General features: G+C 52.3%; 20 protein-coding genes. 15 read left to right on the forward strand and 5 right to left on the reverse strand.

Annotated elements, in window-relative coordinates:
* Positions 1-105: 105 nt before the first annotated feature.
* Positions 106-3,492 (reverse strand): dynamin family protein, encoded by a 3,387-nt coding sequence (locus tag DI14_RS05790; protein WP_034806446.1) that lies wholly within the window; start codon positions 3,490-3,492, stop codon positions 106-108.
* A 4-nt stretch (positions 3,493-3,496) separates the two neighbouring features.
* Positions 3,497-4,120, reverse strand: coding sequence for an NAD(P)-dependent oxidoreductase (locus tag DI14_RS05795; protein ID WP_034806449.1), 624 nt, complete (start codon positions 4,118-4,120; stop codon positions 3,497-3,499).
* Between the two features lie 222 nt (positions 4,121-4,342).
* Here DI14_RS05795 and DI14_RS05800 point away from each other — a divergent pair, with 222 nt between their 5' ends.
* From DI14_RS05800 to DI14_RS05815, 4 genes are all read left to right on the forward strand, one after another.
* Positions 4,343-5,386 (forward strand): aromatic acid exporter family protein, encoded by a 1,044-nt coding sequence (locus DI14_RS05800; protein ID WP_231557606.1) that lies wholly within the window; start codon positions 4,343-4,345, stop codon positions 5,384-5,386.
* 58 nt (positions 5,387-5,444) lie between these two features.
* On the forward strand, positions 5,445-6,116 hold the full coding sequence (locus DI14_RS05805) for a WGR domain-containing protein (protein WP_051622591.1): 672 nt from the start codon (positions 5,445-5,447) through the stop codon (positions 6,114-6,116).
* A gap of 74 nt (positions 6,117-6,190) precedes the next feature.
* Positions 6,191-6,697 (forward strand): PH domain-containing protein, encoded by a 507-nt coding sequence (locus DI14_RS05810; protein ID WP_034806452.1) that lies wholly within the window; start codon positions 6,191-6,193, stop codon positions 6,695-6,697.
* The gene (locus tag DI14_RS05815; protein ID WP_034806455.1) at positions 6,694-8,202 is read left to right on the forward strand and encodes a PH domain-containing protein; all 1,509 of its coding nucleotides are present in this window, start codon (positions 6,694-6,696) and stop codon (positions 8,200-8,202) included. The genes DI14_RS05810 and DI14_RS05815 overlap by 4 nt, the downstream gene beginning before the upstream one ends.
* An 88-nt stretch (positions 8,203-8,290) precedes the next feature.
* Here the strand turns inward: DI14_RS05815 and DI14_RS05820 are convergent, their stop codons facing one another.
* From DI14_RS05820 to DI14_RS05830, 3 genes are read right to left on the reverse strand one after another with little or no spacing between them, the layout of a single operon-like run.
* Positions 8,291-9,424 (reverse strand): cell wall metabolism sensor histidine kinase WalK, encoded by a 1,134-nt coding sequence (locus tag DI14_RS05820; protein ID WP_034806465.1) that lies wholly within the window; start codon positions 9,422-9,424, stop codon positions 8,291-8,293.
* Positions 9,414-10,094: a response regulator transcription factor gene (locus tag DI14_RS05825; RefSeq protein ID WP_034806468.1), complete on the reverse strand. Its 681-nt coding sequence runs from the start codon at positions 10,092-10,094 to the stop codon at positions 9,414-9,416. Before DI14_RS05825 ends, DI14_RS05820 begins: the two co-directional genes overlap by 11 nt.
* Positions 10,095-10,114: 20 nt before the next feature.
* Positions 10,115-10,675 carry a VanZ family protein gene (locus DI14_RS05830; protein ID WP_034806470.1) on the reverse strand — a complete coding sequence of 187 codons (561 nt, stop codon included), beginning with the start codon at positions 10,673-10,675 and terminating at the stop codon, positions 10,115-10,117.
* Positions 10,676-11,433: 758 nt separating this feature from the next.
* Between DI14_RS05830 and DI14_RS05835 the strand changes: the two genes are divergently transcribed.
* The 11 genes from DI14_RS05835 (at position 11,434) to DI14_RS05885 (ending at position 20,870) form a co-directional block, all read left to right on the forward strand.
* On the forward strand, positions 11,434-12,696 hold the full coding sequence (locus tag DI14_RS05835; RefSeq protein ID WP_034806472.1) for an NCS2 family permease: 1,263 nt from the start codon (positions 11,434-11,436) through the stop codon (positions 12,694-12,696).
* A 111-nt stretch (positions 12,697-12,807) separates the two neighbouring features.
* Positions 12,808-13,851: a DUF2332 domain-containing protein gene (locus DI14_RS05840; RefSeq protein ID WP_034806474.1), complete on the forward strand. Its 1,044-nt coding sequence runs from the start codon at positions 12,808-12,810 to the stop codon at positions 13,849-13,851.
* Entirely contained in the window at positions 13,848-14,345 is a 498-nt protein-coding gene (locus DI14_RS05845; protein ID WP_034806476.1) for a hypothetical protein, read from the forward strand. Before DI14_RS05840 ends, DI14_RS05845 begins: the two co-directional genes overlap by 4 nt.
* Before the next feature lie 54 nt (positions 14,346-14,399).
* On the forward strand, positions 14,400-14,888 hold the full coding sequence (locus DI14_RS05850; protein WP_034806478.1) for a DinB family protein: 489 nt from the start codon (positions 14,400-14,402) through the stop codon (positions 14,886-14,888).
* Positions 14,885-15,376: a DUF3916 domain-containing protein gene (locus DI14_RS05855; RefSeq protein WP_081825827.1), complete on the forward strand. Its 492-nt coding sequence runs from the start codon at positions 14,885-14,887 to the stop codon at positions 15,374-15,376. Before DI14_RS05850 ends, DI14_RS05855 begins: the two co-directional genes overlap by 4 nt.
* A 629-nt stretch (positions 15,377-16,005) precedes the next feature.
* A complete protein-coding gene (locus DI14_RS15610; protein WP_235193402.1) occupies positions 16,006-16,311 on the forward strand; it encodes a hypothetical protein in 306 nt (101 codons plus the stop codon).
* Complete coding sequence (locus DI14_RS05865; RefSeq protein ID WP_034806482.1) at positions 16,308-17,231, forward strand: MoxR family ATPase; 924 nt, start codon at positions 16,308-16,310, stop codon at positions 17,229-17,231. The genes DI14_RS15610 and DI14_RS05865 overlap by 4 nt, the downstream gene beginning before the upstream one ends.
* 2 nt (positions 17,232-17,233) lie before the next feature.
* Positions 17,234-18,295 carry a DUF58 domain-containing protein gene (locus DI14_RS05870; protein WP_235193403.1) on the forward strand — a complete coding sequence of 354 codons (1,062 nt, stop codon included), beginning with the start codon at positions 17,234-17,236 and terminating at the stop codon, positions 18,293-18,295.
* Positions 18,296-18,308: 13 nt separating this feature from the next.
* Entirely contained in the window at positions 18,309-19,013 is a 705-nt protein-coding gene (locus DI14_RS05875) for a hypothetical protein (protein WP_034806485.1), read from the forward strand.
* Positions 19,010-20,383: a barstar family protein gene (locus DI14_RS15195; RefSeq protein ID WP_235193404.1), complete on the forward strand. Its 1,374-nt coding sequence runs from the start codon at positions 19,010-19,012 to the stop codon at positions 20,381-20,383. The genes DI14_RS05875 and DI14_RS15195 overlap by 4 nt, the downstream gene beginning before the upstream one ends.
* A gap of 25 nt (positions 20,384-20,408) precedes the next feature.
* Positions 20,409-20,870 carry an NUDIX hydrolase gene (locus DI14_RS05885; protein ID WP_051622593.1) on the forward strand — a complete coding sequence of 154 codons (462 nt, stop codon included), beginning with the start codon at positions 20,409-20,411 and terminating at the stop codon, positions 20,868-20,870.
* The last annotated feature ends 27 nt before the right edge of the window (positions 20,871-20,897 follow it).

The following is a 20,897-nucleotide window of genomic DNA, read 5'->3' on the forward strand; positions in this document are numbered from 1 at the left end:
TTGTTTCATTCTTTGTTCAGGTATAAATGTCGGATGAACAATCCGAGCGCGATCGTCATGATCACGGCCGGAATCAGGCCGACAAGCAGTAAAGAGCCCATGCGTTCATTCCTTTCCGAGCGCTTCCAGGCGCCGTCTCATGTCGGTGAACGACTGTCCGTCTGTGAGGACGCGCAGCTCACCGGAGACGAGTTCACGCACGTCATCGTTCCACGCGGTACTGAGACTTTCCTCGAGTCCGACGAGTGCACGCGACGTCCGTTCGATTTCTCTGGCACCGATCGCTTCGAGCTGTTCCCGGACTGCGAGGCGCAGAAGCGCGCTCAAGTCGTCACGTAGCATCGTCCGGCCGTCCCCTTCGAAGAACTGGCTCGTGTTCTTGAACTGTTTCAACACCGGCCGGAACGCGGTTTGGTCAAACGATACCGTCTCGACCGTGTCACGCAGCCAGTCGATCGTCACGTCCTCGTCGAACGCGAACGTCGGCAACAGTGGACGCAACTTCGCTGTCTCTTGCGCGATGAGCCGGGCCGTCTCTTTTTTCAAGAACTTCTCGAGCCGATACTGGAACACTTGAAGCTCTTGATGGACGTCATAGGCATACTTGTCGAGCGTCCGGACGAGGGCGCGTTCTAGACTCGCCTTCGAGCCGTCCACCTCGACCGGATGGAACGTCTCCTTGACGAAGTCCGACAGACGAAGGAGCGACCGCGTCTCGAGGTGGGCGAGCAGTTCTTTCACTTCCCGGGCGAACGGTGCGTCAAGGGACGTGACCGGGAGCATTTGCCCGTCCTGTAACCGTTCGAGCCGTTCGCGACGTTTCGCTTTGACGCTCGCGTCGGCGTCCGCCTCCCGGACGACCTCTTCGAACGAGGCGAGGAGTGCGGCCGTCTCTTCCTTGATGCGAAGCGCGTTCGCTTGGCGCAGGTCGTGGTCGACGAACTGAGCGAGCCGTTCTGCGAAGCGGTCGAACCCAACGTCCTTTCCATGGATGGCGTTTCGGCTCGAGATCGGCAACACGGAAGGGTGTCTCACGCCGAGCTTCGTCAATTGCTGGGCCACGTAGTCGGACACGGCATCCCGTTCCGTCTCGTCCGCTGCTAAGTCAGAGGCGTTGACGAGGAAGAACATCTGATGGTCGCCCGTCCCTTGGACACGTCCGAGCTGGATGACGAGTTCACGGTCGGCTTCGGTGAAGGCGTGATTGTAATACGTCACGAACAACACCGCATCGGCGTCACGCATATAGCCGAATTGGACCTCGCTATGTCGGTTGAACTGCGAGTCGGCGCCTGGCGTGTCGACAAAGATGATGCCGCGCTCAGCCCAAGGGGAGTCGACGTACAGCTCGATTTCTTTGACGATGCAACTCTTCGTTTCTTCCGTGACGAACGAGGTGAACGTCTCGTAATCGACCGTCTCCGATGTTCCGAGGTGATGGAGTGGGGCATCTTTCACCGCGTTCACGAACGGATGGTCGAGTGCGAGTGAATCGAGTGTCGTCCCATAACTGTTTAGCTCCGTCTCGAGTTCCTCGCGCGATTTGAACGTGATCGTGGCACTCTTGTGCGCTCGACCGTGCGGCGGGACGATCTTCGTGATCGAGGCGGTGAGCGGGTTCGGTGACGTCGGTAACACCGTCTCGCCGAGCAGGGCGTTCAGCGTCGACGACTTACCGGACGAGAACGCGCCGAAAATGGCGAGCGTGTATGTCTCAGCTTCGGCCCGTTCAAGTTTGCGTCGGAGCGACCTCACGCGGGACGTGAATAACGGATGACTTTCTAATATTTCACATACCGTATACTCATATGAAAAATCAGATAAGAAAGCGGCCAAATTATCATCCAAGACTGTCGTCGGTGCCACTTCTTTCTGTTGCTGGGCAACTTGTTGTTTCGGTAAATGCTCGACATCGACATAGTGACGGACTTCGAGCGCTTCGATGCGTTCCGGCGTCAAGGCGCGTTCCGTGTAGGCATGAAGTGCAGTCTGTCGTTCCAGCAGGCGACGTCTCGTACCGAGCGTGTCCAACATGTCGTAAAGTGAGTCTTGTTCGGTCGTGATTCGAGCGAGTCGATCCGCACCATCTGTCTCAAGGTACGATTCGACCGACGCCACCCACGGGTCGGACGCTTTCGTCACCCAGGCGGCGACGGCGGACTCGATGTCCCGGCTGAACTGAAGGACCGTATCTCCGCTGAGCGAGGCACCACTTTTCACTTGGTCGGTGATGAGCGTTGCCGGTGCTTCCGGCAACGCGTCCGGTCGGGCAAGCATCGCTTCTGGCAACTTCAAGTCACGGATGATGTCTTCCGCGTATTTGATTAAGTGCGGGCGCAAGTTCGTGTCGAGCAGGCGATTGAACTCTTTGACGGCGATTTCCTCACGGCGTGTCCGTTCTTGCCGCGTCTTGTCTTTCGAGAAGAACAGGCCGACCTTGAACGTCGGGGCACAGCTTTCCAAATAGTCCCGCAACAGTTCACGGAACTCATAGTTCATGATTGGCGCGCTGGCGACGATCGGGGCCTGGTGGCGGAAGAACTCGCGGCGGAACGCGCTGAGCCAGACATGTTTTTTCTCGAGTCGCTGCAGGCGTGCCTGAATCTCGGTCGGGTGCTTCTCCACAGGCGGTAGCTGCTCGAGTGAACGGGCGTACGTCTGTTCCGAACGTGCAAGGAGCGTGTCCGTCAACTGCTCGGCACTCTCAACACGGTTGTCCCGTGCTGTGGCGATGACGTGTTCGACGTATGACCGTAGCCGTGTCACTTCGTTTTCCACATGGTCGAGTTCACGGAGCGAGATATAGAACACGTCATCCGGCTCGATATTGTGGTGCGCGAACGCTGCCGCGAGCGTCTGCTTGAACGACGAGAACGACAGCTCGCTCTCCTCATGCTTGTCGATTTGGTTGATGATGATTGAATACGGACGACCCTCGGCGCTGAACTGCTTCATGAGCTGGATATTCTGTTCCGATTGGACGTGGTTGTAGTCCATCATGAAAAATAAATGGTCTGCGAGGAAGAGCGAGCGTTCCGTCGCCTGACGGTGGCGTTCGTCCGTCGAATCGATGCCCGGTGTGTCCATCAAGACGACGTCGTCGCCGAACGGGAAACGGGGTAGGGCGTATTCGACCTCTTTGATCTCTTCAATCTTACAAAAGTCACTCAAACGTTCGAGTTCATCGGTCCCGAGCTGAATCCAGTCTGTGTCGTTGACGGCGACCGAGGCGCCGGTCGCACCGCTTCGAAGCGTGACGATGTTGGCGCTCGTCGGAATCGGGCTCGTCGGTAAGACGCCGTCCCCCAGCCAGTTGTTAAGCAGGGTTGATTTTCCGGCAGAGAAGTGACCGCAGACGGCAATCCAAATCTCGTCACGGGTCACTTTACGGAGTGCCGTCCGGGCAAGACGGACCAAATCGGTCTCGTCTTGCGTCTCAAACAGGTCGGTCAATTGCGCGAGGCGCAGGTGTTGTTCGTTCAAAGTTTTCATCCCCTCATCGTGACTCCGTCGTGATCCCGACGCGGTGCCCAATATAGTTGGTTTCTTCCCACGCCTTGACGACGAGATCGGCGACGTCATCGCGTGAAATCGGGCCAGAATGAAGCGTCCCGAGTTCGTCTGGTGTGATGACAATATCTCCATCTGACGGCTCGTCAATCAATTGCGTCGGGCAGACGACCGTATAGTCGAGATCTGAGTCGCGGAGCAACTCATACGCATGGGCATGGTCCTCGGCAGCCGTCGTCATCGTCCGTTTCGATTCGCGTGTCTCGAAACGGTACGCGTCCGTGTCGTGTGCCTGCAAAATTCCGGCCGTCCCGACCGTGACGATACGGGTGACACCAATTTCTCGCATCGCCTCAATCACGAGCGGAGTGAAGCGCGACAGAACGTTTTGCTTGTCGGTGCCGAGTGCTGAAAAGACGACGTCCGCATGCTTCACCGTCTCCGTGACCGCGTTCGAATCAGTCGCATCCCCAACGATGACGGTGACCCCTTCGCGTGATTCAATCGGTCGACGTGACAAGAGTCGCACCTCATGACCGGCTTCTACTAATTTCTCGAGCAACCGCATCCCCGTGCGGCCGCTCCCTCCAAATAAAGCAATGGTTGACAAGTAAACCCCTCCCCATCAAGATGAAAGAAAATATCCACCGCCATCATACCACGGAAGCGCTCTCGAAACAGCGCTTGACGGCTCCGTTTGTTCGTATGTTTGAACGCGTGACAAGAAGGATACAAAAAAACAAGACGTGTAAAAGGGAGGAAGACAGTTCGCTGTCGACACCGCATGAGATTTGGAGCTAGAACCATCAAAACCGGGATTTCGGTCGCCTTGGTGTTATTGATCGCCGAGGCGTTTCAGTTTCAACAAATCGTTGTACCGGCGCTCGCCGCCTCGCTCGCGTTACTTCCGTCCGTTTATCAGACGGGACTCCGGTTTTTAGAAGAGATGAAGGGGAACTTGATCGGGGCGCTACTTGCCGTCTTCTCGTTACTGTTGACGCCGAACCCGACCCCGATTGCCATCGGCGTCGTCATTATCATCGCCATCTCGATTCTTTTGTTCTTGAATCTCGAGTCGACGACACGGACCGTCATCTTGACGACGATCTTGATCATGGAAGGGGCGAGCCAATCGGACATGCCGATTTGGATGTTCGCCGGGGAACGATACTTACTCATCATGATGGGGATCACGGTCGCGCTTCTCGTCAACGCACTGTTGTTCCCGCCACGCTATGAACGGAAGCTCGAGGACGAGATTACGACGGTGTTCCAAATGGCCGTCCGCATCGCGCGTCTATTCTCCGAGACGGACGGAGGGCGTTCCTCGTTCGAATCACTCGAAGAAACGAAGAAAAAACATCGAGGCTCGAAGACGACGTACGATTTCTTCGAAGAAGAGATTAAAGCGAATCGCTGGCTCGAGAAGAAGACACCAATTTATCGCCGAGCCGTCTTGAAGTCGAAGATGATCGACACGAACAGTGCCGCCATCCACGTGCTCGACAAACTGCATGACGATTTTCTGACGCTCGAACATTTGCCACCTCAGCTCGAAGAAGAACTGTTGCGACATGTACGCCATTTGCTCAGACGACATGAGCGCCTATTCTCAGCGTATGAACTCGAGAACGAGCACATCATCGATCGGGAAGAGGACCTCATCCATGAGAACTTCGACTTCGCCAAGCTGATGATTGAGAAGATGCGAGACGAAGAGGAAGACTTGATTCTGACCGTCGTCCCGCTCGTCGCGACGATGACGGACTGGGTTAAGGCGATGAACGAGCTTGAACGTTATCTTATCACCGAGATGAAGAAACATGGCGACAACTTGAAAGTAGAACCGCGCAAGAAGTGGTTCTTTGAAGACTAAACCGCTCTCGAGCGGTTTTTTGTATACTTAAGCTATGTCGTTACATAAGGAGAACAAGATGCAGACCTTCTTACAACACACCACAAAATTCTGGAACATCCGTGTCGGCACGGACGAGTTCGTCGTCCAATACGGAAAACGCGGCACAATCGGGAAAGTCCAGCTGAAATCGTTCGATACGGAAGAAGCGTGCAAGAAAGAAGCGGACAAGCTCGTCCGTCAAAAACTGAAAAAAGGGTACGTCGAGGTCGAGTACGACTGGGACACCCATCTTTACGTCGACGACCCGGAGATTGGGCCGCATCCGCTGACGGCCCACCCGGCGTTCATGCTACATTTCCAAGAAGACTTCTATTTGGACTGCACGGACGAATTCGCGCCGTTCGGGAGCGATGAAGGGGCCGATGTCCTCGATATGTTTGGAGAAGCGCTTCGAAAAGACCGAGACCTCGATTTTTTGGAAGGGGCGTATGCGATTCTATCGGACTGGCTTGAAGAAGACATCTCGACGCCCGAAGACTGGATGCAAAACGGGGACCGCTTCGCATGTGACGTCGTCATCCTCGCAAGTGCGTTCGCTTCAATCAAGCTGACCGGGCGAATCACGGATGCGTTAAAACGTTCCGCTCACGAAGCGTTAACGACCATCGTCGACGAAGTCATGCCTGAGGATGTGCACCGTTTCCAGTTAATCAACAAACAATTGGCCGCTTTTCCAGCATCGAGTTGAAACTTCTTTCAACAAAACGGCGTATACTAAAGAGAGAGACGGACGAACGTCCGAACGGATAGGGGGAAACACCAATGTCAGAGATTGAAACAGCATCACCCATCAGCGGTACATTGCCGGTCGAGGCGAGAACCGTGTTCCGCTTATCGAGTGCCATCTTCTATGTGATCGGTTTGGTCATCACGGGTGCGCTCGTATTCGCGGCCGTCTGGTTTGACTGGCCAGGTTGGCTCCAAGTCACCGCTTATGGGTTACTGGCGATTGCGGTCATCTACAGCCTAGTCGACATCATCGTCTTCCAAAAGTGGAAACAGGAGCGCTTCACGTATCTCGTCCAACCGCTCGAGATCAGACTTCATCACGGCATTATCACGACACATGATGTCTTGATTCCGATGACGAAAGTGCAATACGTGCATGCGAAGCAAGGACCGCTCCTTCGAAAGTTCGGCCTTCAGACGATCACGATCGGCACAGCGGGCGGATCGCATGAGATTTATGCGATCGAAGAATCGTTCGCGAAGACGCTCCGCGAACAGATCACCGTCTACGCCCGCATCGAAGAGGAGGATGTCGTATGACCGAAGCGTCGCTCACGTGGCATCGGCTTCCGACACGGGTGCTCGTCCTACGCATCGTCGACATGTTAAAGTCGTTCGCCATCCCGATTGTCATCTTGTTCGTCTTGAACAACGACTGGGAGACGACGTTTGGCATCATCCTTCGCGTCGCCGTGCTCCTGTTCATCGGGTTCGATTTGCTGCAAAAGTTTTTCGGTTGGCGCAACTTCCGGTACGCCTTGGACGAGAAGACGATGTACGTCATCGAAGGGAACTGGATGAAGCAAGAGAAGTCGCTGCCGCTCTATAAGATTCAGAGCGTCCATTCGAACAGCCCGTTCTTTTACCGGTTGCTCGGCGTCGTCGAATTGACATTCGATACGAATGCGAACAGTGATGACGCCTCGTTCAAACTCGCAGGCGTCTTCCCGAGTGAGGCGAAACGGCTCGAGGACGTGCTCGACCAATCCAGACGTCGACGGCTCGAGGCCTCGACCGAGCCGAGCGAATCAGAAGACGGAGTCACGGAGAAAACCTTGACGATCGAGAAACCGCCGGGCGTTCGGCTATATACGCTATCGACCCGCGAGATTTTGATTGCCTCGCTCACGTCGCTGTCCGTGTTCGCCATCTTCCCGGTTGCCTCGACGATCATCACGTACATCGACGACTTCATCAACCTCGACGGCACGTTCGACCAAATCGGGGACTGGGTCATCAGTGCCTCGGTGATCGCCATCGGTGTGCTCATCCTCTCCATCTTGCTCTTGTCGGTCGTCATCGGGACGGTGATCAACTTCCTAAAGTATGGGAACTTCGTCCTCGAACGAAGGGGCGACCGCATCCGGGTCGAGAAAGGCTTACTGAACCGGTCGGCCAAAGAGATCCCGTACGAGAAGATTCAAGCGATTCGGATCAAAGAGACGTTCATCCGGCGCTGGTTCAACATCATCGGTGTCGAACTCGTCGCGGCCGGGACGATGGACGAATTGAAAGACGAGTCGTCGACGATTCTCCCGTTCGTCAAACGGGATAAGGCGATGGCGGTGCTGAACGAACACTTCAGCCAGTTCGCCTGGGCCGACACGCTCCATCGCTTGCCGAAACGCTCGCTTGTGATCAAGCTGATGCGCATCAGCTGGTTCGGTGTGATCGTCACCGGGATTGTCGTCTATTTCTTCCGCGAATACGCGTGGTGGCTCCTCTTGTTGTGGGCACTCATCGTCGGTGGGCGTGTACTCAGCTACTATACGACCCGCTATGCGCGGAACGGGGCATTCATCCAATTACGGACGGGGGCGTTCAACGTGCGCTCGTTCGTGACGGACAAACCCCGCATCGAACAGATTCACGTGACCCAGTCCTGGTTGCAGCGTCGTTTTGGTCTATGTAACGTCGTCTTGTCGACGCGCGGTGGGTTGTTGTCCATCGAGTCGATCGAAGACATCCCGAAACGAGAAGCGGACGCCATGCTTGACTGGTTCTCACGTTACCCGAACGAAAAAGAGATGAAGACATCAGGCTAACGATTGACCGAAGAGCGACGACATCGCAATATGCGATTCCGTCGCTCTTTCTACATGTGCATCCAATGAAAAAAAAGCATGACACGTGTCATGCTTTCTGCTGAACGGGAGGATAAGCTTTTTTCGGGAGGATGATGGTGAACGACGTCTCGCCCGGTTGACTACTCACACGAATCTCTCCGTCATGCAACGCTACGATGGATTTCGCGATGGCAAGACCGAGACCCGATCCGCCGGTGTAGTGCGACCGTGACTTCTCCACTCTAAAAAATCGTTCAAACACGTAGGGGATGTCACGTGAGGGGATGGCCTCCTCGCCATAGTTCGTCATTTTGATGAGAACCGTGTCCTCCGTATCATCGATGAACGTATCGATGTACTTTCCGTCTCGACCGTAACGCATCGCGTTCTCGAATATATTTTCAAACACGCGTACGAGCTTCAACGCGTCACCCTCGACAACAGGCTGATCAGCTACCGATTTAAATCTTGCTTCCATCTCAACTTCTGAGAGCCGTAACGTCGACTGTGTGATGAGCTGATTGAGCAATTCATCGAGACGCACCTCGTTCTTTTGAAGGACGATTCGATCGTTTTGCAAAAACGTATAGTCAAAGATATCGTTAATCAAGCCCTTTAGATTGGTCGCATTCTCATGAATCACTTGGATGTAATGCCGCAACTCGACCTCGTCCCGGTAACGGTCGCTATGAATCAAGTCAAGATATCCTGTGATGGATGTGAGTGGGGAACGTAAATCGTGCGCGACGTTCGTGACGAGCTCATGCTTCAGGCGATCGGCTTGAAGCAAGTCATGCTCTGCCTGTACCGCACTGTCCGAGATGGCACGGATCGTTGTCATCAATTCGTCTAACTCAGGCGGGACTGGCTGTGCGACCGCGTCACGATCTGCATGGAGGGCCGTTACGAGTGACGTCATACGATGGATATGGAACTCTAAGTAACGTTTACGCTCATACTGATAGATCAATGCGAGACAACACAGCACGATCAGACTGTAGAAGACGACGAATACACCTTCTCGGAAATACGAAAGGACGATGAGAAGGCTCTCCACAAAGCGGGACGATTCTTCATAATACCAGACGACAGGCAATAAGAGCGCCCCACTCAATGTGGCGACCCCTAAAGCAATCCCTATATAAAGCAGGCGCTTCCAGACGGGAATGAATGTAATGACGCGCCAAACGTTATGTCTCAATTTTATACCCCACTCCCCATACCGTCTGTATAATGATTTCATGTGGTACGACGGCATGCAATTTCTCGCGGATGTTGCTAATATGCACCATCACGGTCTGGTTCGATCCGTCGCCGTCCTCTTGCCACACCGCCTCAAAAATCTCTTCAGAACTATATACGCGACCTTTATGCTTCGCCAATAGGTATAAAATCTCAAACTCCCGCGCCGTCAATCGAATCGTCTGATCTTGCATCGTGACGGTATGGCGGGCTCGATCAATGAAGAACGGTCCAGCTTGCACGGACAACGACTCGACGGGGCGGTTATAGTTTGAACGGCGCAACAACGCTTTAATACGGGCCATCAGTTCGAGCGGGTTGAACGGTTTGATCATGTAGTCATCGACGCCCGTCGTCAGTCCCTGAATTTTATCGAAATCACCCACTCTGGCGCTGAGCATCAGAATCGGGACATGACTCGTCTGGCGAACTTGTTTACAAAACTCGAGCCCGTCCATCCGCGGCATCATCCAATCTAAAATAATTAAATCGAATGGCTCTTTGTCGAACAAGGCGAGCGCCATTTCCCCGTCGGTCGCCATCGTCGTTTCGTATCCGTCATTCTTTATATAGACGTCGATCAGTTCAGCGATTTGGACGTCATCGTCCACTAACAAGATTTTTGTCATGCCTGAAACTCCCTTGCGATTTAGAGTTGGAACGTTTGATACATGCGTCGGAACGGCGCGTATTGGACGACGAATCGAACGAGTAAGAATCCGAGGAGTGTGCCGAGCGCATTCGCCAGCAAATCATTCACATCCGTGCTTCGTCCACTACCTAACGTCGTCCGCACCAACAGTTGCGTCAATTCCAGCACGAGACTGAATTGGAATCCTAATTTCAATACTTCTTTTTTGGTGATCGCCGGTTTTAAGAATGGGAGATAACAACCGAACGGTAGAAGCATCACGACATTTAGGACGAACGAGTACAAGTCGATGGTCAAGATCGGAATGAAATTAATCGTTCTCCACCATGGGACTTGGTTCGCGTATTTTCCTAAATTGACATCGATCGGGAAGAAGACGAAGTGGAGGACACCTAATAGATATATCCCGAATGTGAGAAGCAAAATAAGTTGAGCAGCTTTCACATGTGACTTCCGAAACGACCAGACGAGTAACGTGATCAGTCCGAGTATTGCGAGCGGGATGAGCACGACCCCTGATTCGATCGTGAACATGACTGAATAATCTTGATTATACATAAAAAACCTCCTAAGAATTTGAACTGTCTTCATTGTAGTAACCAGTTCTAAAGAAATCTTAAAGAAGGTCTAAATGAAATCTAAAATCGATGTAGTGTTTCATTTTGTATGCAGACACTGAAAGGTGGAGGGGGAACTCATTACCCGGATGGTCGGTCGCCACGTCAAATTCATCATTTTCGTGTTTCTGTTACTGAAAACCGGGAACAAATGTGGTATGATGCAAGTAGAAAGAGACCGGTGCTCGATACACCGGCCTCTGGCTTACAGGCTACCACTTTAAGAGTGGTCCCAGCCGCCACAATGGTTAGTGAATCAGAAAGTGACCCATCTCATTGCGCCGAGGGGGTCATTTTTTTGTGCGTTCAGACGTTGCACGATTGGATGTTTGGTGGATTACCAAGTGAACGATAATCGGAGCGAGGATCGGGAGGATTACGTAATCGCCGACCCAGGTCCATAGCTGTTCCATCCGCACCACCGCCTTCCTCCATTGTGGACTTGGCGGCTGACCCCACTATTGCTGCGTTAACCTGCTCCTTCATTATAGCAGATTCTCTTCAAAAAAGATGCTAAAAACAAGAACGTTTGTTCTTGTTTTACAAAATGAAGCTTTAGGCGGAGCAGGTCTCACGATTGGGTCGAAAGATGGATTTGAGTCAACATTCGCTTGCATGTCAGAAGTCAGACAGGATATAATTTACCTCGTGTGTATAACCACATGGGTGGGTGAGGGTGCCAATAAAGGATTGATTCCTATGGCAAAACAAACAGAATGGAAAACAGAAACATACGGGGGCGTGCTGAACTTTCTGGCGACAGCATACATCCCGGCCGTTCACGCGGCAATCTTGACACAAGCCGGACTCCCGTTCGAGGGAGCGCTCGTCGGAGCAATTTTGACAAGCATCATCGGAACGTTCATCGCAGGGCTGTTCAACTTGCCGCTGCTCCTGTTACCAGGGATGGGCATCAACGCGTTGTTCACGTACACGCTCGTCCTGCAGATGGGGCTGAGCTGGCAAGGCGCGCTCGCTGTCTCGTTCGTCTCAGGGGCGCTCGTCGTCCTGTTGACGGTGACGAAGGTGGCGAGGAAACTTGCGAACGCATTCCCACCGATTATTCATGACGGATTGACGGTCGGACTCGGCCTGTTCCTCATCTTGATCGGACTCGAGGCGGCGGGGATCGTCTCGGGCGGCGGTGGGGCTCTGCTTCACATTGGAGACCTCGGGGAACGGTCGGTACAGGTCGCGTTCTTGACCCTCTTCGTCGCCATCTTGCTCTTTTTGAAGATGGGACCGAGCAGTTTCCTTTGGACGATCGCGTTCGGCGTCGGCTTGAGCGCCGTCATGGGCACGCTTGACTGGACCGGTGAGTTCGCGCTCACACCGTTCTTCGAGTCGTTCGGCACCGTATTCGGAAGTGTCTCGTTCACCGAATCGATGTCGCCGCTCTTCCTCGTCGCCGTCGGCGTGTTGACGCTCGTCTTGCTGATTGAGAATATCAGCTTGATTCAGAACCAGACACGGGCGATTGATAAGGATGCGGACGCACCGAAAGGGCTCGTCGCGCAAGGACTGTCGACGATGGCCGGTGCACTGTTCGGCTCGAGCCCGACCGTCTCGACGGTCGAGGTCGCGGCTGGCATCTCGGTCGGGGCACGGGGCGGAATCGCCTCGTTCGTGACGTCAGGCCTTTATGTCGTCTCGCTCTTGTTGTTGCCACTGTTCGCGATTATCCCAGTGACGGCAATCGCGCCGGTGTTGATTATCATCGGTATGATGATGTTCCAGAACGTGAAGCATCTCCCGCTCGACAATTGGGAGCATGCCTTCCCGGCGATTCTCGTCATCATCATGATTCCGTTCACGTATTCCATCGTCGATGGGATCGGGCTCGGCTTCATCGCCTATACGATGATTGTCTTGTTCAAGAAGGGCTATCGGGCACTCAGTCCGGTCGTCGGTGTCTTGACCGTCTTGTTCCTCGTTTTCTTTTCTTTACCAGTCTGGCTGTAAGATCGGGCGGTACCGTGAATACGGTGCCGTTTTTTTGTATGGATAAAAAGGAGTCTCATGACTTACACGGGAAGTAGTATGCATGAAACACGTGTGAGGAGAGGATTTGATTTGACGACATCTAAATTGTCTCAAAAGTTTGCGACGTTTGCTGAGAGAGAATGCCGGGACTCGAGCCCGCTCTATGAATCGTTATCGCTATATATTTCAAAGGACGACGAGTTGCTTAAAATCGGTAGCGTGGCGAAGGAAGGCCAACCGGTCCCGAACTTATTGTTCGGTGCGGTCCATTACTTGCTGATGCAAGGGTACGACCACCCGCTAACAGACTACTACCCGAGTATAGTGCGCGACGCTAAGCCCGTAACCGAATCGTTCGAGTCGTTCAAATCGTTTTGTCTCACGTATCGAAATAAAATCGAGTCTATCTTAAGTTCGAAACGCGTTCAGACGAACGAAGTCCGAAGGTGTGCATACTTATATCCCGCTTTTGGTTACATTTATCATAAAACGAGAAAACCACTGGCATTGATTGAGATTGGAACAAGTGCCGGCTTACAACTGTTGTGGGACCAGTATGCATATTCATATGGGACAGAGGAAGTGTTCGGAGAGGTGCAGTCCCGGCTACATATTCGTTCAGAATTCGTCGGGGAGCTGACACCGCCGCTCTCGTCAGCACCCGCTCCGGTCGCAACACGTATCGGACTTGATTTGAACATCGTCGATTTAAATAATGAAGCAGAGCGGGTATGGCTCAAGTCGTTGATTTGGCCAGAGCATGAGGAACGTTTACAGATGTTCGAGCGCGCGTCGAGCTATATTGGCGAGCAGCCGATCGACTTCATCGAAGGCGACGGGATCAGTCGATTGAGCGGCCTTGTCGGGAGCATTCCAGAAGGAAGCACCTTATGCATCTTCCACACGCACGTAGCCAATCAGATGACGATCGACATGAAAAAACACTTATTGAACGTGGTCGAAGAAATCGGTCAGACGAGAGACGTTTTTCATCTTTATAACAATATTCAAGACAAAGACTTGCATCTGGACGAATACGTGAACGGTATCAAACGAGAGCAGACGATTGCGGAGACGGACGGGCACGGCAGATGGTTCAGATGGTTGTTGGAAAATGAGGTAATATTGACATGAATACGATTATCGAGCGATTCGTTTCCATTCAAGAAGTCATGGATGCTCTTTGTTTACAAGTCACCAACTATAATTGGCTGGTGACGGACCTCGACGCCGTAATCTCGAATGACTCGTTGAAGTATTTCGAAGAGATTCAAGAACTTGAGGAGGGAACGGCCTACTGGATAAAAGGTGAACGTCTACTCGAACTTGTCCAGCACACAAACCTATACGTCATATGGGGAGTGTTCACGGCGTTTGAACGAGAGACGTCCATCACGTTAAACGAACTAATCGTCCATCCGTTCGCAAACGGGAATGGCGATTTGTGGATTGAATCACCCCGTATTCAGCATCCAGACGCTATGTGTGAATTGATTTTTTGGGACTCAACGTTTGTTTTAATGCTCAGCCAAGTTGAGGACGTAAGCGAGCGATTCCGTCAAACTTTTCCCGATTGGCAAAGTTTAGAGGAATATAATCGAACGGAAGGGTTATTTGAATCGGAATAGATGAGATTGAATATGAGCGGATTCTTTACTTCATAAATCAAGGAGGACATTTTCATGACAAACACTTCAAACGTCATCGACGAGTTTGCATCCTATACAGCATGGCTTAACACGCTAACGGAATTGGATGAATCGACGTGGGAGAAACCGATCGCGACCGACAAATGGTCAATCAAAGCAATCGTGCTGCACATCGCCCATTGGGACAACCATCTGTTGAACGTCATCATCCCGGCCGTCAAAAACGGGGAAGGGATGATCTTCCCCGAGTTCGACTCGTTTAACGCGCGCGCGACCCAAAAAGCGAAACGTCTCTCTGGAGAAAAGGTGCTCCAGTTAGCCAAAGCGAGTCGAAGGTCACTGATAGAAGGGCTGACGTCACTTCGTCACGAGACGATGACAATGCACACGACGGCAAACGGGGCGACCCATTGCCCGCACCAAGGTGTTCCGTACACACTTGCCTATATCGTCACCGAGTTCATCGAACATGACCGCCACCATCAGCAGCAAGTCGACCGAGTTTTAGGGGCGACGTCTTGAAGAGAAGAACGAAAGTACGAGACGTCAGACGAAGGTTGAAATGGTTGCGTTTGGATATCGCAGAACAGACCCATTCGTTTCCGACGACGTTCCATGATGGGTATTGGCATAGCAAAATTCCAATCGATCAATCGTTCTTACTATCAATCGAGGAGAACAGCCGAATCCAGCAAGCCGTCATCGAGGCGATGCTAGAAGGGGGAGCTCGGCTTGTGCATCTCCGAGAAGATAAACAGTACCGGGTCGTCGTCTTGATCGACCTGCCGTCGCTTTGGCAATCCGAACTTCTCGTATTCGAAAGCGACGCACGACTAAAGGTGTTCATGGAACGCGATACGTCCGAGCAGACGTGGACGCGCTTGCCTGTCGACTCGATGTGCCTACAGCGGTTCAACCTTCCGGCGGACGTCGAGGTACATCGGTTCCATGAGCGGATTCAAGACGATGATTATACATATAGCGGGGAAGTATGGTTGCTCGTTCAATAAGCGGGCGATTTTTTTATGAAAAGACTAAATATTCTATCAAACTATATGCTATAATCCTTCCAAATCCATTTTCCATAATAAGGATTAAATGGAATCGATGAATGAAGGGAGCCGTGACATCGGATGCGGTCGAATCAACAGTTTCACAGACGGATCGTTATATGAGAAAGGCCAAAGCCCTGTTTATATCCACGGTTTTGATTTCGTTACTGGTTGTCGCACTCATTTCATTCTCAGGTCAAGCCGCATATACATACTTTAAAGGATTGGATATTTCCGGGAGCCCTATCACGAGCTGGGTGACGGACTGTCACGACAAGCGAAAGTTGTTTGGGATTATCGAAGTGGTTGACACCAATCGTTGGTGCGGCGGTGGCGCTGACGAAGATTCTGCGTCTAAGTCTTCTGGAAGTGGGCGCATTGTTGGACCATCGGATGAGGAAGGTGGCACACCGAGAGGAAATTCGGATGACTTGTCTCCGTCATATGGGGAACCATCCAATGACGAAGCCGATCGCCTATCGTTGTTACCATACATTCTTAGCGCTAGCCTTCTGTTAATTGGCGCATGGTTGTGGCGTAGGCGACGTCTCAACAAAAAACTGAGTGGCTCCGTATCGACAGACGAAGTGAACCATTCAAGTCAAGAACCAGAAGAAAGGTTCGAGCAGTCCCCACGCTCAATCCATCCGTTGCCGGATTCCCCGTTGCGGCAACATCTAATTCAATTTGAGCAAGCGCTGCCGCCACAACAACGACGACGGCCGTTCGAGACGTTATCTGCTTGGGCGAATCGTATCCAGCTCGACGCTTCACTTTTGAGCTATTTAGAGACCCGGTATGACCAAGTCGAAATCACGCCACAACGGGAAGAAGCGTTCAAACAGCAACTCGATGCCCACTTACTTCGCCTAGAAAAGGAGCCACCCTTATGACCATCACACGCGTGCTCGAACAACTCGACCAAATCTATCTTGGAAAACCTGACATCACGCGCCTCTGTTGCACGGCGCTACTCGCGAACGGACACATCTTGCTAGAGGACGTCCCAGGCACGGGGAAGACGCTCCTCGCCAAAAGCATCGCGAAGAGCTTCGAGGCGGAGTTCACACGGATCCAGTTCACGGCCGACCTGCTTCCAAGTGATATCATCGGTGCTGACTACTTCAACGTGCAGACGCAGACGTTCGAAAATCGGACGGGCCCAATCTTCACGAATATCCTCTTGATTGACGAGGTCAACCGGGCCGTCCCTCGGACACAGTCGGCGTTACTCGAGGCGATGGAAGAGCGGCAAGTGTCGATTGGCGGGGTCACGTATCAACTGCCGGAACCGTTCTTCGTCATCGCGACACAGAATCCGATCGAGTCGGCAGGGACGTTCGCCTTGCCGGACGCACAACTCGACCGTTTCTTGATGTCCCTTCAAGTCGGATATCCTGAAGCAGGAGAGGAGCGACAGTTGATTCTTCAGACAATTTCTAAGACACGCCACATCGTTCATGCCCTCATGTCGTCCGAGACGTTTTTAGCGGCACAGCAAGAAGTCGAGGAGGTTCGCATCCATGAGGACGTCGTGACCTATCTACTCGCCCTCATCCAAGAGACGCGGAACCATCCGCTCGTCGAAGTCGGGGCCAGCCCTCGCGCGACACTCGCCCTCGTCAAGGCGTCTCAAGCGTATGCCTACATCGAGGATCGCCGCTTCGTGACGCCAGAGGATGTTCAAGCCGTCGCGACGCATGTCCTCGCGCACCGGTTGACGCTCACGCTCGAAGGGGACGTGAAATCGACGAAACGGGCCGTCCTCGCTGACATCTTGGAGCGCGTCGACGTCCCGGTCGAGAAGGTGTGAGGATGCGACAGGTCGAAGTCAGTACACCGTCCCTTTTAGATGAAAAGCTTTGGCCAGCCTATACAGGGATACTCGTCTTCTTCGTCTGGTTCCCATACGTCTGGCCGTTCGCTTACGTGGCTGGCGTGATTCTCGGGCTGATGCTCGTACGAAAATGGCTGACGAAACAAATCGTTGAGGCGACAGGCTTGTCGTTCCATCAAAAGGAGCAGTTGTTGTTCGTGAATGATCGCGTCTCGCTCAAGATGGACGTGACAGGCATCGAGCGACTTGAGACGCTCGGGATTCCGACGTCGGTCCGCATGGTAACGGGACACGGTTTGATGTTTGACGAAGATCAGTCCGTGCACACCTTACAGCTTCGTCATGAATCGAGCTATTTGCTTTCGATCCACGCGAAGCAACGCGGTCCCGTTCAAATCGATGAATGCACTCTTCAGTTCAAGCTCCCGTTTTGGCTCGGCACCATTTTCGTCACCGGTTTTACGCTGCCGTCCTGGATCATCCTTCCGCCCATCACGAGACAGAACCGATTCGACTCGCGCCTTGTTCGGATGGGAGACCGACTCGTCAAACATTCGCCGCTCAACGACCCGTTGATGATGCAAGGCACAAAACGGTACGAGCAAGAGCCGGTCAAACAAATCGACTGGGTCGCGACAGCGAAGACAGGGAAGCTGCAGGCGAAAGTGTTTCAACGCCAAAACCTCGATACGTTCACACTCGCACTCGACTTGAGCGGTCCGCTCGGGAATGGCCTCCACGGGCGTTACGAAGAGTTGATTCAACAAGCCGCTTATCTGGTATCCTATTTGGTGAAGGAAGATTGTAAAGTCGAGCTGTTCATCAATCGGCTAGACGCCGATAATCAGATTGACCACCTGCGGATGAGTGACGGTCGTAAGCAATTGCGCCTCGCCCTCGTACGTTTGGCGTGGGTCCATGAATCCGATCGATTCGTCGCTTCGAAACGGTTCAATCAAATTATCGATCGACAGAAGCATCCGCATGCGGAAGTGATTCGGATTGACGCGTCACTGCTGAACCGGATCGCTGTCGGTTGAGAGGAGTAATGACATGTTCCGCCTAATCACAACATTCGCTTTAACCGGGCTCTTCACGCTCGGTACTACGTCAGCCATTGCCGCGCCGACAGAACGGTCAGCAGAGCAATTTGCTGAAACACATTTCGAGTCGATCGTCCTTGATCATATCGAAGGAGACGATCCGAGTAACTATCACTTGACGGAAAGTCGCACCATCTCGTTCGGTCCACTGCACGAAGTGATGATGGCCGCACAATCCTGTTATTCTCCAGATGACGCGTGTACGTTCGTCTCAAGTAAAGAATACGTCTCGGCCGTCCTACAAGACGGAGAAGCGAGAAACGTCATCGGTACGTACGAGCAAGAACCAGGCGTCTTTGCCTTCTCCACGTTCGGGTATGGTGACGAGTTGGCCGTCGCCTTAGCCGATGTGTCCGGGACATTGGTCCATTCCGCGCGAGAGAACGCCTGGTTTGACTATGATGGGGAGAAGCTGACCGCCTTGACGACCGATGCGAAACGGCTCATCGCCGGAGACACGATCACGCTCGAGATGTATCAGAAACTCTTGGTCGAGACACGTTCAAACGATCAAGGTTCCGTGGAGGATGCCCTTACGGGTGGTTCAAGTGACGTTCAGACGACCAAACCGACATCATATCGGATGCTTGGCCTCGTGTTGTTGGCGGGACTCCCGCTCGGTTATCTCTTGTATCGGAGGCGATGGAAAAGATGACTTTAAAACGTCCGTGGTTGCATGAAGTCGATGCGGCCACGGCTTTCTTTGTACGGCGACACGCGATGCACTCAGATGCGTTTGAACAAAAGACGATACGCTTATCAAGTTCGAACGATGGGACGTTATGGAAAGTCGACCGTAATGAATTCGACCGCGTCTACAATCAAGAACTTGATGACAAGTATCGTACGGTTCGTCGACAAGCTGCTGACATCTTCTCGTTTCATCCAGGTGATATACAAATCGTTGAGGGTTTCACGGATGCAACGCCGCTACGTTACCTCGTCTTGCATCCGTTCACCCGAGAGGTCTATGTCGATGTCGCTCCATCTGGGGTCGTCGAGACGGTGTATGTCTGGATGCATCCGATCGAGGTGTGTAAACAGAATGACCGAGTCACTCGTGTGACGCTAGACGTCTCAAACATCGCGACGGGAACCGAGCTGCATGAACTGTTGAACGAACAGTTACAATTCCCTTGGCACTATGGCATGAACTGGGACGCATTTTGGGACGTCATCACCGATGAGAACGGATTGCCGGACATTGTGGAGCTACACGGTTGGACGGAGTTTGAGCAACGTTTGCCTGAGGCGGCGGACGCTCTCGCAAAATGTTTTACGGACTACGAGAACGAGCCGGACTTGAAACCGTGTCGTATCATCTATCAAAAGAATGAGATGCTTATTTTACCGCGGCATGCATTCAAAAAGGGAGAAGCAAATCGCCTGATCTACCGACATCTCACCGGAGAAGCTTTCCCGTTACGCGTGGAACGGAAGACTTCGGTACGGTTACCAAAGAGACATCGTTTCTCGTTTGAACGCTTAGAAGAGGAGTCTGTCACATCCGGAATCGTTCATAATCATGAGTCGATTGCCCCATGGCTGACACTTTCCCGTGACGACCAGCGCCAAGACGTTGTCACGTTCTCAAATAAGACGGATTGGTTGGTAAGCTATTACCGTGAGGGGCTGACACTCCATGGGACGAATATTGAATCCGTTGAATCAATCGATACAGCGGATTACGAGACGTTTTTTCGTCACGTGACACGTGGTGCGTATCCGATTGAATTGACGTTCTGTCTCGGAGGAACGTTCGGCCCGAGGGAGAAATTATATCGATTGATGCTACATGACGCAGCATGGGAGAAGTTGATTGAAGACAGGTTGTTGACTCAACTAGAGATTCCGAAAGCAAAAAAGTTTTGGCAGTCTTTTTTCTCAACTACACCTGTACAGACAGTCGAGACGTTCATCGGAGAATTTCATCCTAACCTCTTCGGAAACTTTGTACTGGCGCATGATGCGGACGATGTGTATCACTTTCTTGATCATGTGAACGGTTCAATCAAGCGGTTTTGAAATTTAAATGAAAAGAGGAAATGGATTGAACTACATACAGGACATGCGGAACCTCATTGGAACTAACTTATTAATGACGGTCGGTTGCGGCGTCATAATCGAGCACAATAATAAAATTTTGCTTCAACATCGTAAAGATCATGACGTTTGGGGAATCCCGGGTGGTGTCATGGAACCTGGTGAAACATTCGAGAGCGCAGCACAACGCGAAACGTTTGAAGAAACAGGTCTTACAGTCAGTCAACTAAGCTTGTTTGGGCTATATTCAGGAAAAGAAGGATTTGCTTCTTATGAAAATGGAGATCAAGTCTTTAGTGTACAAGTCATCTTTCATGCGACGGGATTCTCCGGAGAACTTGCGCAGGAAGGACAAGAGAGTCACGAGCATCGTTTTTTCGCACGCCATGAACTTCCAACATTAAACAGCCACCAAGAGAGGTTTATTATGGATTGGGTGAATCAAGAACAAGTGCCTATAGTAAAGTAAGAATCCATCAAGAAAGTTGGAAACATA

It is taken from the genome of Exiguobacterium sp. AB2, assembly GCF_000696055.1.
Lineage (GTDB): Bacteria > Bacillota > Bacilli > Exiguobacteriales > Exiguobacteriaceae > Exiguobacterium > Exiguobacterium alkaliphilum.

Bases quoted from the DNA above. Each gene is read 5' to 3' on its own strand.
- DI14_RS05790 (WP_034806446.1), bottom strand. From the start codon at position 3,492: ATGAAAACTTTGAACGAACAACACCTGCGCCTCGCGCAATTGACCGAC.
- DI14_RS05805 (WP_051622591.1), top strand. From the start codon at position 5,445: ATGCAGACCTTCTTACAACACACCACAAAATTCTGGAACATCCGTGTC.
- DI14_RS05810 (WP_034806452.1), top strand. From the start codon at position 6,191: ATGTCAGAGATTGAAACAGCATCACCCATCAGCGGTACATTGCCGGTC.
- DI14_RS05815 (WP_034806455.1), top strand. From the start codon at position 6,694: ATGACCGAAGCGTCGCTCACGTGGCATCGGCTTCCGACACGGGTGCTC.
- DI14_RS05825 (WP_034806468.1), bottom strand. From the start codon at position 10,094: ATGACAAAAATCTTGTTAGTGGACGATGACGTCCAAATCGCTGAACTG.
- DI14_RS05830 (WP_034806470.1), bottom strand. From the start codon at position 10,675: ATGTATAATCAAGATTATTCAGTCATGTTCACGATCGAATCAGGGGTC.
- DI14_RS05835 (WP_034806472.1), top strand. From the start codon at position 11,434: ATGGCAAAACAAACAGAATGGAAAACAGAAACATACGGGGGCGTGCTG.
- DI14_RS05845 (WP_034806476.1), top strand. From the start codon at position 13,848: ATGAATACGATTATCGAGCGATTCGTTTCCATTCAAGAAGTCATGGAT.
- DI14_RS05850 (WP_034806478.1), top strand. From the start codon at position 14,400: ATGACAAACACTTCAAACGTCATCGACGAGTTTGCATCCTATACAGCA.
- DI14_RS05865 (WP_034806482.1), top strand. From the start codon at position 16,308: ATGACCATCACACGCGTGCTCGAACAACTCGACCAAATCTATCTTGGA.
- DI14_RS05870 (WP_235193403.1), top strand. From the start codon at position 17,234: ATGCGACAGGTCGAAGTCAGTACACCGTCCCTTTTAGATGAAAAGCTT.
- DI14_RS05875 (WP_034806485.1), top strand. From the start codon at position 18,309: ATGTTCCGCCTAATCACAACATTCGCTTTAACCGGGCTCTTCACGCTC.
- DI14_RS15195 (WP_235193404.1), top strand. From the start codon at position 19,010: ATGACTTTAAAACGTCCGTGGTTGCATGAAGTCGATGCGGCCACGGCT.